Source organism: Acinetobacter sp. YH12200, from assembly GCF_013418175.1.
GTDB classification, from domain to species: domain Bacteria; phylum Pseudomonadota; class Gammaproteobacteria; order Pseudomonadales; family Moraxellaceae; genus Acinetobacter; species Acinetobacter pseudolwoffii.
Genome location: NZ_VPCO01000001.1, coordinates 57,421 through 69,382 on the forward strand (window position 1 = coordinate 57,421; position 11,962 = coordinate 69,382).

The window sequence follows — 11,962 nt, forward strand, 5'->3', positions numbered from 1 at the left end:
AAAATGAAAAAAATAATATTAAAGAGTCTAGCTGCGGCGATGGTGGGATTGAGTGGTCATGTATCTGCATTAACCTCATTAGAAGATCAGGAGCTTTCAAATATTAATGGACAAGCTTTATTGTCAATGGAGGTTCAGGCCGGATTTAACCAAGTTGATAATTTGGGAGAGGCATATGACCAGAGAAATATCTCATTTTATAAATTGGGTCTAGAAGCTGAAATGGAAATTAATGCCAATATTAAAAAACTGCAACTTGGTTGTGGAGGAATTAATGGTGCAACTGGTTGTGATATTGATATTGATCATATTTCCTTAAGTGGTAATTCTGCAAATGGAATGGATCGTGCTGCGACCTCTGCCTTGATTACTAATCCTTTTGTTCAATTTGCTATAAAAAATCCAAATCAGGCATCTACACGTGAAGTTTTGGGTTTCCGTTTAAGTGCAGAAAAGATTTCAGGTCTACTGACTATGGGTACAGAAAATACGGCCACACCAAATGGTATTAATAGTTTTAGTGGATATATGAAGACTAAAGAAGCCAAAGGAACAGCTGTAACTAATCCAAGAACAATGACCTATGCATCAACTGGCAATAAATATATTGAAGGTGCTGTTACGGGAACAATATTGGGGCAGGATCTGGAACTTCATTATAAATCGAATGATTATACTTTTAATTTAACAAGTACCAATGCGCCATTTGTGATTCCAGCCACTATAGTTTCAGGAACACGAATGAGTGAAGTTAAATTAAAGGGGACTGGTACAGTTGACAGAATTGATTTTAGTGGCCCATTAAAGGCCATTTTAAAGCCACTGGATTTATTTGAGCTTACACTGGATAAACAAATTACAGGCTATATGACAGGCCTTAGAACAGATATTACAGTGGATCAAGATCTTGGCTTAATCCATGCATTGTATTTGAATAACCCAGCATCTTTATCATTACAATCGCAAAAAATACTTTGGCCGGGTGCTGCCGTTGCTGCTAATCAAGGTTGGTGGATGGCAATCGAGGATGAGGTAAATCTTGGTGATATTAGTCCAAATAAAGGTGTGGATATTACTAATGCGGTATTAGCACAAACCATTGCAGGGATTAATCATGATTTAACATCAAAACCCAGAGCATGTGGAAGTCTTTTGAATTGTGTATTTGATGGAGCTTTAGATGTGAAAGAAATTAAAAACCCGGCACTTCTTGATTTTCCTTTGAAAAATTTAGAGCTTAAAGGCCAGAACTTTCAACCGAACTGCTTCGGTGGACATAAATTCTGTTAAGTTAAAAAGAATAAAAAATCCCGCACTTGACGGGATTTTTTTATTAAGAAAGCAAAATTATTTCGCGATTTTAGCCAACAACTCTTCTTTGGAAATATTTACAGATTCAGCATCACGGCGACCTTTATATTCAAAAGTACCTGCATCCAAGCCTTTTTCACCAATCACAATACGGTGTGGAATACCGGTCAACTCAAGGTCAGAAAATTTAACGCCTGGACGTTCGTTACGATCATCTAGAATTACGTCATAACCCGCAGCAGTGAGTTCAGTATAAAGCGCTTCAGCTGCTTCTACTGTGCGTGGTGATTTATGTGCATTCATCGGTACAATGGCCACTTCAAACGGGGCAATGGCAGTTGGCCAAATAATGCCTTTCTCGTCAAAGTTTTGTTCAATGGCAGACGCAACCACACGTGTTACCCCAATACCATAGCAACCCATGGTCACAGTGAATGGTTTGCCATCTTCACCCAAGACTTTACAGCCCAATGCTTCAGAGTATTTCTGACCCAACTGGAAGATATGACCCACTTCGATACCACGTTTGATTTGCAGTGTACCTTTGCCATCTGGAGAAGGGTCACCTTCAACTACATTACGCAAGTCATAAACTTCAGTGAACTGTGCATCACGTTCCCAGTTTATGCCGGTTGCATGCTTGTCAGCTGTATTAGCACCTGCAACAAAGTCAGACAATACTGATGCTGCACGGTCAACAATGACGGTGACACCTTTTTCAACCAGACCTTGTGGGCCTACAAAACCAGCTGTCAAGCCAAGTGCTGCGATTTGCTCTTCGGTTGCAAAAGTGAGTGGAGCTGCAATTTGTGCATGCTTCTCGGCTTTAATTTCATTCAGTTCGTGATCGCCACGAAGGAATAAAGCAACCACAGGAACAGAACCATCCTCTTTTGCAATGCCTTGAACAAGCAATGCTTTTACTGAGTGAGCTGGATCCGTGCCCAAGAAGGCAGATACATCCGCAATGGTTTTTTGATTTGGCGTATCAACCAGTTTAAGTTCTTGAGTTGGTGCCGCACGTTCGCCGACCAGAACGGCTTCAGCCATTTCAATATTGGCGGCGTAGTCTGATTCGGTCGAAAATGCGATATCATCTTCACCGCTTGAAGCCAGTACATGGAATTCGTGTGAACCTGAACCACCAATCGAACCGGTATCTGCTTGAACCGGACGGAAATCTAAACCAAGACGAGTAAAGATTTTGCAGTAGGCTGCATACATGTCGTCGTAGGTTTGTTGCAATGATTCCTGATTGGCATGGAAAGAGTAGGCATCTTTCATGATGAATTCACGTGAACGCATTACCCCAAAACGCGGACGAATTTCGTCACGGAATTTGGTTTGCACCTGATAGAAGTTGGCAGGGAGCTGCTTATAACTTTTTAGTTCATTGCGTGCTAAATCAGTGATGACTTCTTCATGGGTTGGACCCAGTACAAACGGGTTACCGTGGCGGTCATTGAAACGTAACAGTTCAGGACCGTATTGTACATAACGACCTGATTCTTCCCATAAAGACGCAGGTTGAGTCACCGGCATATAGACCTGAAGTGAACCGACCTTGTCCATTTCTTCGCGAACGATCGCTTCAACTTTATTTAATACGCGAACGCCCATCGGCAACCAGGTGTACAGACCTGAAGCCAACTTACGAATCATACCGGCACGAAGCATCAACTGATGGGAAATAACCTCAGCATCGTTCGGGGTTTCTCTTAACGTTGCAAATAAAAAGCGACTCGCGCGCATGGAAACTGTCCTAAAAAATTAAGCGTTAAAGCAGAGATTATACAATAAAAAATGAGATGAGCATTTGGGAATGTCACCTCATTGTGTTGCATTAAATTATGCCATGATTTTACGCATCTGACGCAGCATAAAATTCTTAAAGTCATCCAGGTAGGTAAAGATCACGGGGACAACCACCAAAGTGAGCAGGGTTGAGGTGATCACCCCGCCAATCACGGCATGGGCCATCGGCGCACTTTGTTCACCGCCTTCACCCAGCCCTAAGGATAAGGGCACCATACCCATGACCATGGCGCTGGTGGTCATTAAAATGGGACGCAGTCGGGTTTTCCCCGCGGCAATAATCGCATCATAACGCTCTTCACCGCGATCCATGGCTTTTTTAATAAAGTCGATCAGCAGAATCGCATTCTTGGTCACCAGTCCCATTAGCATGATAATCCCGATAATCGAAAACAGGTTCATAGTGGAATTAAACAGGAACAGCGCCAGGAACACACCAATCAAGGATAATGGCAAGGAGGCCATAATCGCCGCAGGATGGATAAAGCTATTAAACTGTGAACCCAGCACAATGTAGATAAACACAATCGACAGGGTGATGGCGGTCAGGGCATAGCCTGCGGATTCTGCCATATCGGCATTTGAACCTTGGGTATCAAAACTATAACCTGGCGGCATATCAAAATTGGCTTGTAGCCGGCTGATATCCGTGCCGATATCTCCTGTAGGACGACCAGCGGTATTGGCTTCTATCAGAACTTCACGTGCCAGATCACGGCGGTTAATTTGTGAAGCACCGAGTTTTTCTTCAAACTTGGCCACACTCGAAAGTGGAATCAGAATCGGCTGATGATTGGCATCGGTTTTATTTGAAGTGATATACATGTTCTGTAAATCACGTGGCAAGCTGCGCTGGTCTTCCGTCAGGCGCAAATTCACATCATAAGTTTCGCCTTTTTCATCCTGCCAGGTGGTGACATCATCACCGGCAATCAGTGGACGAACCACATTGGCAATCTGATTCACGGATAATCCTAAATCACTGGCCAAGACACGATTGATCTGCACGCCGAGTGTCGGCTTGGGTTCTTTCAGTGAGGTTTCCAAATCGACAATACCGTCAATCTTGGCAATCTCTGTCATAAAACGATCGGAAATTTTTTGCAGTTCATCCAGGTCGGGGCCCTTGATCGAGATCATAATTGGCTTTTGACCACCCGAAACGGTTTCATCGGCAGATGCAACCGAGGTAATACTGATCCCGGCAACCGATTGCAGGCGTTGTCGAAACTCATTGTTGAGCTCGGTCAGGCTTTTTTCGCGTTCGATCCGTGGTGTCACGGTCACTCGCAGGCTGACGTGGTTTTTACCACGGTCAGTTACACCATTAATCACGCCATAAGTTGCTTTAACATCAGGGTGTTGACGGATAATATGATCGACTTGTTGCAGTTTGGCTTGTGAGTATTCAAGCGAAGAATCTACCGGTGTTTCAAACTTAATGCGGATTTCGCCTTTGTCAGGAACCGGTACAAATTCGGTGCCAATCAGTTTCGATAATCCCAAGGCACCAAATAATGAAGCTACGGCAATCATTAAGGTAATGAATCTGAAGCGCAGCGCCAGTTTGAGCAGCTTTTCATAGACATGGCTTAAATTGTCCAGCTTGCCAGAAATCCAGCTAAAGAAACGTTTCACCCGTCCGGGTCTTTTATTTGGATCTTTTTTCTTTTCGGCCCAATGTGCAGAAAGCATCGGATCTAAAGTAAAACTAACAAACATCGAAATCAGCACAGCCACACTAACTGTAACCCCGAACTGATAAAAGAAACGACCAATAATCCCGCCCATAAAGGCCACCGGCAGAAACACGGCGACAATGGTCAGGGTGGTGGCCAGAACAGCTAAACCAATTTCTTTGGTGCCATCCAGTGCGGCAGTCACATGATCTTTGCCCATGTCGGCATGCCGGACAATATTTTCTCGCACTACAATCGCATCATCAATCAACAGGCCAATACTCAAGGATAATGCCAGCAAGGTCATCATGTTGATACTGAAGCCAAAGGCCCAGATGAAGGTCAAAGTACCTAATAATGCAATCGGCAGAGTTAAACCGGTAATCACAGTGGAGCGGAATGAACCAAGGAATAGCAGAACAATCAGCACGGCAAGTACCGCACCTTCAATAATGGTGCGGGCTACATCGCCAATGGTGCCACGGATACTTTTGGAAGAATCCACCACCACTTGCAAGGTCGTCCCCTGAGGAAGCTGGGTCTCAATACTTTCTAAAGTTTTGTAAGTTCTATCGACCACCTCAATCACGTTAGAGTCCGAGCTACGCAGGATATCAATCGCAACTGCGGTTTTGCCATTTAAAAAGGCGGCAGATTCTAGTTCTGCCTGACTGTCTTGGATCTCTGCGACTTGTCTCAGGAAAATCGGTACGCCGTTTTTATTGGCGATGATGAGATCGCCGAAGGCCAGCGGATGCAGCACTTTGGAATTGATCTCAATCACCAGTTCCGAGTTGCCAGATTTGAGTGTGCCGCCTGGAACTTCAATATTTTCAGCCTTTAAGGTATTGATGACACTGTCTACACCAAGGCCAAAAGCTTGCAGTTTTTGCGGTTCTACCTGAATCCGGATCTGGCGCTGTGCATCGCCGAGTAAATTCACCGTTCCCACGCCAGCAACTGTGCGCAGTTGGGGTACAATCCGCTGATCCAGATAAGAACTGAGTGCTTTGATATCCATGTTATTGGATTCAAATACGATCGACATGACCGCATTTGCGGTTGGATCATAACGTTCGACAATCGGATCCTGAATTTCATCACGAAATTCAGCAGTCACAGAGGCAATTTTATCCCGCACATCCTGAGCGGCTGTGGTAGAAGGTACATCCAGATTAAACTCAGTGGTGATCATCGACAGGCCTTCACTGGACTGTGAAATCACCTGTTTTAAACCAGAAATGGTATTGATCTGATCTTCGAGTTTCTTGGTTATTTCTGACTCGACCGTTTCTGGAGAAGCACCCGGGTAGTTGGTATACACCACCACAAAGGGAAAATCGACATCGGGAAATTCTTCAACGCCCATCCGCTGCCAGGAAGCCAGTCCCAATACCATCAGACAGAACATCATCATGATGGTGAAAACTGGATACTTCACACTAATTCGGGTAAACCACATGTCAATGATCCTGTGTGAGGCGCTTTAGTTCGAGCGAAGTGTGACAGTTTTTTGTAGATCGGCTTCGCTAAATTTAATTCGGCTGACCTGATCGGTGCTTTCCAATCCTTTGACCACTGCAATATTGTCGTTATAGCGCTGTTCCAGTATCTGCACATTGGCCTTGATAAGTTTATTCTGGCGAATCACCCAGACATAGGGTTTGTTCTGGATATCCTGCAGCGTATCTAGGGGAATAATCTGCCCACTGATTTGGCGTGAACTCAAAATATTGCCTTCTACAAAGGAACCGATACTTAAAGAGGGAATTGTTTCATTCGGCGTAGCAAAGAATTCGATCTGGCGACTGGCCTGATCGGCGATCGGGGAAATCCGGCTCATCACTGCAGTGAGCCGATTGGGATTGCCTTGAATGCTGTATTCGACTTGACTGCCTAGCCTTAAGTTTGATTGTAGGTCACTAGGCACGCGTGCCTGAATTTCCAGCTGTTTAGGATCGACAATTTCAAACAGGGTTTGTCCAATCGCCACGGTTTGGCCAGGTTCCACCTGACGCTGGGTAATCACGCCACTGATCGGACTGGTCATGGTTCCGTCACGATCTGCTTTCTCGGCAATATCGACATTGGCTTGCTGGGCACGTACATTTTCCAGCTGTGCCTGATAATCGACCTGACTCTGTTCATATTCTACTTTTGAGATAAAGCCCTGATCGAGCAGACGCTTTTTACGTTGCATCATGTTTCGAGCCTGATTGGCCTGAGCTTGAGTAGAGGCCAGATTGGCACGTGCCTGTGCCAGTCGGGCAGCATTGTCCTGATTGTTTAGCCGTACCAGCACCTGACCTTTGGAGACGGTCTGACCGACTTGGGCATTGACACTGGTGGCGGTGGCAGACACCTGCGCCTGAATACTGCTTTGATTGACAGCCCGAATCGTGCCGGTAAACGCAGTTTTTTGAACTGAGTTGCCGGACTGTACTGCAATCAGGTCTTGAGGAATCAGTTCAATGGATGTGGGTGTTTCGGCTTGCTGTACGGGTTCATTTTTATCACAAGCCACTAACAACATATTTAAGCAAAGTGCACTCATGATCAGGAGAGAGCGCGGAAAAGGCATATTTAAACCATGAGCATGTGGTGCAGTTTGCATAAGAGTCCTTGTAGCTTACTGTGGTTTAAAACCAACACAAGCTATCTGTATTTATTCAAGTGCTTTTAAACGGGCGATAATTTTGTCGTATTCTGCTTCCAGATTTCGATAGCGACTTTGTAAAGATTGAATATTTTCTTTTTGGGAAATGAGATTTTTATGATTATTCTCAAGTGTGGTTTTCAGGTGTGCCGGTGGAGCCTTACCTTTACGTAAATATTCACGTTCTTGGCGTACAAACATCACTCGATCTTTTTGCAATTGCTTCATTTGTTCTTGCTGAAAATCAATTTGCTTTTTCAACTGTAGCAGACTGTCATTTTTTTTCTGTAAGGCGGTCTGACTATTATTGTACGCTCGCTTCAGTCTATTGTCTTCAGCGATCCGCTTGGCCTGTTGAGCACGTTGGGGAGCCTGTCTGATATCGGCTTCGGCATTATAAGGACGAGCACGTTTAATGACCTGCATATTCTGGTCAAGCGCTTCATAACCGTAACGAATATGATTGGGCGTCACATTAGTGCTGATATTGGCCACGCCTTTACTATCGTAATAGCGGTACCAAGTGGCCTTTGGCTGGATTTGGTTATTGTTGGCACAAGCTAAGGTCACCTGTAATAGTAACAGCACAGCAACAATGAATTGACCAGTCATTTTATTTTTATCAATGACAGCAAGTTTTTCTGAAAACTGACCCATCATTGGCTCCCTAGATTTAAAGTTGACTAAATTACTTATTTTAAAGTAATAATCTTGTTATATTAGACTTAAATTTACGAATTAAAAACTACCGTTAGTCAAAAAAAAAACATCGGCGTGGGTAAAATGTGAAGCTGTTGTTAAAAATAACTGATTTTGTCTACTTGTGTAGAAAATGTTCATTGATAATACAAGTGACTTTATGTTAAAAATGTTTATCGATCGTAATAAAATAATCCTATGAGCCTTATGGCATAATAGTTTCTAAAATGGGAAGGGTTAAACAAATGGACGATAAATTCCAAAATCTAAAAGTTATGGTTATTGATGACTCAAAGACCATTCGTCGTACCGCGGAAACTCTTCTTCAGCGCGAAGGTTATGAAGTGATTACTGCCGTCGACGGATTTGAAGCTTTGTCAAAAATTGCCGAAGCAAATCCAGATATCGTGTTTGTAGACATCATGATGCCGCGTCTAGATGGCTATCAAACTTGCGCGTTAATTAAAAATTCTCAGAATTACCAGAATATTCCTGTGATTATGCTATCAAGTAAAGATGGTTTATTTGATCAGGCCAAAGGTCGTGTTGTGGGTTCAGATGAATACCTGACCAAACCTTTTAGTAAAGATGAATTGCTGAACGCAATCCGTAACCATATTAGTGCTTAATATTTGATTTTTTTTGGGGAATTGGCATGGCACGTATCCTAATTGTGGATGACTCACCGACAGAAACTTTTCGCTTTAGAGAAATTCTTTCTAAACATGGCTTTGAGGTGATTGAAGCAGCCAATGGGGCCGATGGCGTCACCATGGCACAGGCTGAATTGCCTGATCTGGTCCTGATGGACGTTGTGATGCCGGGCGTAAACGGATTCCAGGCGACCCGTCAGATTGCGCGTGGGGCGACCACCAAACACATTCCAATTGTGATTGTCAGTACCAAAGATCAGGCCACTGACCGCGTGTGGGGCAAGCGTCAGGGTGCAGCAGACTATCTAACAAAACCAGTAGATGAAAAACAATTAATAGAAGTAATTAAGCAACACCTCAATGCAGGATAAGCTCTATGGCAGCAAATGGATTTATCGAATTGCTTCGCATTGCGAAACGGGGAAATAAAAACTACGTTTCCAATGACAATGAAGTGAACCGATGGTCGGGCATTGCTTTTGAGATGATGGGGCAATATTTTGTTGCTCCGCTGGGGGAAGTATCAGAAGTGATTTATCCCCCAAAATATACGCCGGTACCCAAGACACAAGCATGGGTGTTGGGTCTGGCGAATATCCGGGGAAGATTGTTATCCGTTTCTGATCTCACTCAATACGTATCAGGGCATAGCAGTCAGTTTTCACCGACTCAAAAAGTATTGTGCATCAACCATAATGACCAGTATGTCGGTTTGGTCGTAGATCAAGTTTTGGGTATACAACATTTCAATAAGAAAAGTTTCTTTTCGAAGAAATCTGAATTAGATGAAAACTTACAAGAATACTGTCAAGGATTTTTTCATCAGCACAACCAGCAGTGGCATGTGTTCTTATTCAGTCGTCTGTTGCAAAATCCAAATTTTATGAACGCATCTATAAAATTTATAAATTAAATGTCGCGCACGAAAGTGATCAAGGCGTCAACCGGGGAGAGGCTGCATGGGCTTTAAACTTAAAAAGAAAAATACAGGTGAAAGCACTGGCCGCAATGGCGGTAATGCTTTTTTCACTAAGATTCAATCGCAAATAGATCAATTATCACGTGTATTTGGTGATAGTGAGAAATCAAAACCGCTGATCTATGGGGCAGCAGGCTGTCTTTTAGCCGCACTGATCACTTTATTATATCTTTTTTATAGTGTGCCACGTAGCAACGAACTCACTCAAAGTCTGGGTGATTTACGTCTCCTCTCGCAAACGATTTCGCGCCAAGCAACTGAAGCAACCGCTTCGGGTACACCGGAGTCAATGAAAAACCTAACTGACTCGCAAAAATCTTTTGCTGAGAACCTTGAAACAGTTAAAAATATTCATTCAGATAATGAGGCGCTACAAGCTGTTGATAAACAGTGGACAGAAGTTTCTAGCGGTATTGATCTGATTACCTCGCAACAAAAAATCATTAACCAGTTATACGACACCAACATTGCCATTGGTGAAGCAATTCCCGGGATTCAGGCGGAATATAACTTGATGGTTGACCAAATGGCGCGTCAAGATATGCCATCGAGCCAGGTGGTGATTGCCAAGAACCAGGTATTTATTGCAGAACGTATTTTACGTTCCATCAGTCTGGTATTGACGGGTAGTGATGGCTCTCGTGAATCGGCAGATGACTTTAGTGCCGATACCGAAACTTTCGGCTCTTATTTAAATGCACAATTGAATGGTTCTGTTGAACTGGGCGTACAGCGTATTGCTGATCCAGCAATGCGTGAATCTCTAGAAGGTATTAAGGCTGAATATGATGAAGTACTCGAATCAGCATCAGCAATTATTCTGAAGAACTCGACTGAAATTGTAAAAGTTCGTCAGGCCGCTGCATCTATTTTTGCCCAGTCTGATGTGCTTTTAGATAACCTGAACAAATTATCAGGTAACTCAGGTCTTAAAACCGTTATTCCAGCCATCCTGTTGATTGCCTTGTTACTTGGTTTCTTGCTTTGTGTATTCAAATTGCTTTCTTTGCGTGGTGTATCGGATAAGCAGCGTGTAGGCCGTTTACAAGAAGAATATGACCGTAACCAGAATGCGATTTTACGTTTACTGGATGAAATCGCCGATCTTGCAGATGGTGATTTACGTTCATACGCAACAGTATCGGAAGACTTTACCGGTGCGATTGCCGACTCGATTAACTTTGCAATCGACCAGTTACGTGACCTGGTATCGCGTATTACTGAAACTTCACAAGAAGTTGCGCAATATACCGCAACCACACAGGGCATTACCAACCAGTTGGCTGAAGCTTCTGAACATCAGGCTCAGGAAATTGCCGGTGCTTCTGCGGCAATTAACGAAATGGCCATGTCGATTGATCAGGTATCTGCCAACGCCGATGAATCTGCTGTGGTAGCAGACCGTTCGGTACAAATTGCTGCAAATGGTGCGGATGTCGTACAACGCTCGATTGAGGGGATGGACACGATTCGTGAACAGATTCAGGAAACCTCAAAACGTATTAAACGTCTGGGTGAATCTTCTCAGGAAATTGGTAACATCGTTGCCTTGATTAACGATATTGCCGACCAAACCAACATTTTGGCATTGAACGCAGCCATTCAGGCGTCGATGGCCGGTGAAGCCGGTCGTGGTTTCGCAGTTGTAGCCGATGAAGTACAGCGTCTTGCAGAGCGTTCTGCGTCTGCAACCAAGCAGATTGAAGGCCTGGTAAAAACCATTCAGACCGATACCAACGAAGCGGTTATTTCGATGGAGCAAACTACAGCCGAGGTTGTACGTGGTGCGAACTTGTCTAAAGATGCCGGTGTGGCACTGGATGAGATTCAAACAGTATCGAATAACCTGGCGAAACTGATTGCGAACATTTCCGATGCAGCGAAACTGCAGTCTGCATCTGCAGGTCATATTGCGACCACGATGAATGTCGTACAGGAAATTACTTCGCAAACCACCAGTGCCACCTTCGATACAGCACGTTCGGTATCTGAACTGGCAAATATGGCCGATGCATTACGTGAATCTGTAGCTGACTTTAAACTACCAGAATAAAGTTAGCGATGATGGGGAGAATGTGCCTTGATTACGATTGAGGCACATTCAAAAAATACAGATAAAGCCTCGACAAGATGTACTTAACCTCAAACATTAGGTATTGCGTGACGGTCA

The 11,962-nt window shown here is 43.9% G+C and carries 9 protein-coding genes; 5 read left to right on the top strand and 4 right to left on the bottom strand.

The genetic code is table 11. The features are described from left to right. Positions 1–3: 3 nt before the first annotated feature. Complete coding sequence (locus FTU90_RS00270) at positions 4–1,290, top strand: hypothetical protein (protein WP_159138279.1); 1,287 nt, start codon at positions 4–6, stop codon at positions 1,288–1,290. A gap of 57 nt (positions 1,291–1,347) precedes the next feature. On the opposite strand, the gene FTU90_RS00275 is transcribed toward FTU90_RS00270, so the two are convergent. The 4 genes from FTU90_RS00275 to FTU90_RS00290 all read right to left on the bottom strand — a co-directional run bounded on the left by FTU90_RS00275 (position 1,348) and on the right by FTU90_RS00290 (position 8,118). Next, a complete protein-coding gene (locus FTU90_RS00275; protein ID WP_005169685.1) occupies positions 1,348–3,063 on the bottom strand; it encodes a proline--tRNA ligase in 1,716 nt (571 codons plus the stop codon). A gap of 96 nt (positions 3,064–3,159) precedes the next feature. Further along, the gene (locus tag FTU90_RS00280; protein WP_180071786.1) at positions 3,160–6,267 is read right to left on the bottom strand and encodes an efflux RND transporter permease subunit; all 3,108 of its coding nucleotides are present in this window, start codon (positions 6,265–6,267) and stop codon (positions 3,160–3,162) included. 24 nt (positions 6,268–6,291) lie between these two features. Then, on the bottom strand, positions 6,292–7,419 hold the full coding sequence (locus tag FTU90_RS00285) for an efflux RND transporter periplasmic adaptor subunit (protein WP_180071787.1): 1,128 nt from the start codon (positions 7,417–7,419) through the stop codon (positions 6,292–6,294). 51 nt (positions 7,420–7,470) lie between these two features. Then, positions 7,471–8,118: a hypothetical protein gene (locus tag FTU90_RS00290; RefSeq protein WP_180049570.1), complete on the bottom strand. Its 648-nt coding sequence runs from the start codon at positions 8,116–8,118 to the stop codon at positions 7,471–7,473. A gap of 287 nt (positions 8,119–8,405) precedes the next feature. Here FTU90_RS00290 and pilG point away from each other — a divergent pair, with 287 nt between their 5' ends. From pilG to FTU90_RS00310, 4 genes are read left to right on the top strand one after another with little or no spacing between them, the layout of a single operon-like run. Continuing rightward, positions 8,406–8,789 carry a twitching motility response regulator PilG gene (gene pilG, locus FTU90_RS00295; protein WP_005097851.1) on the top strand — a complete coding sequence of 128 codons (384 nt, stop codon included), beginning with the start codon at positions 8,406–8,408 and terminating at the stop codon, positions 8,787–8,789. 26 nt (positions 8,790–8,815) lie between these two features. Further along, the gene (locus FTU90_RS00300) at positions 8,816–9,184 is read left to right on the top strand and encodes a response regulator (RefSeq protein ID WP_005097847.1); all 369 of its coding nucleotides are present in this window, start codon (positions 8,816–8,818) and stop codon (positions 9,182–9,184) included. A gap of 5 nt (positions 9,185–9,189) precedes the next feature. Next, on the top strand, positions 9,190–9,726 hold the full coding sequence (locus tag FTU90_RS00305; protein ID WP_005097846.1) for a chemotaxis protein CheW: 537 nt from the start codon (positions 9,190–9,192) through the stop codon (positions 9,724–9,726). A gap of 46 nt (positions 9,727–9,772) precedes the next feature. Then, entirely contained in the window at positions 9,773–11,845 is a 2,073-nt protein-coding gene (locus FTU90_RS00310; RefSeq protein ID WP_180071788.1) for a methyl-accepting chemotaxis protein, read from the top strand. Positions 11,846–11,962: the final 117 nt, after the last annotated feature.

Excerpts from the sequence above, each read along its gene's own strand:
- FTU90_RS00270 (WP_159138279.1), top strand. The coding sequence starts at position 4 with ATGAAAAAAATAATATTAAAGAGTCTAGCTGCGGCGATGGTGGGATTG.
- FTU90_RS00275 (WP_005169685.1), bottom strand. The coding sequence starts at position 3,063 with ATGCGCGCGAGTCGCTTTTTATTTGCAACGTTAAGAGAAACCCCGAAC.
- FTU90_RS00280 (WP_180071786.1), bottom strand. The coding sequence starts at position 6,267 with ATGTGGTTTACCCGAATTAGTGTGAAGTATCCAGTTTTCACCATCATG.
- FTU90_RS00285 (WP_180071787.1), bottom strand. The coding sequence starts at position 7,419 with ATGCAAACTGCACCACATGCTCATGGTTTAAATATGCCTTTTCCGCGC.
- FTU90_RS00290 (WP_180049570.1), bottom strand. The coding sequence starts at position 8,118 with ATGGGTCAGTTTTCAGAAAAACTTGCTGTCATTGATAAAAATAAAATG.
- pilG (WP_005097851.1), top strand. The coding sequence starts at position 8,406 with ATGGACGATAAATTCCAAAATCTAAAAGTTATGGTTATTGATGACTCA.
- FTU90_RS00300 (WP_005097847.1), top strand. The coding sequence starts at position 8,816 with ATGGCACGTATCCTAATTGTGGATGACTCACCGACAGAAACTTTTCGC.
- FTU90_RS00305 (WP_005097846.1), top strand. The coding sequence starts at position 9,190 with ATGGCAGCAAATGGATTTATCGAATTGCTTCGCATTGCGAAACGGGGA.
- FTU90_RS00310 (WP_180071788.1), top strand. The coding sequence starts at position 9,773 with ATGGGCTTTAAACTTAAAAAGAAAAATACAGGTGAAAGCACTGGCCGC.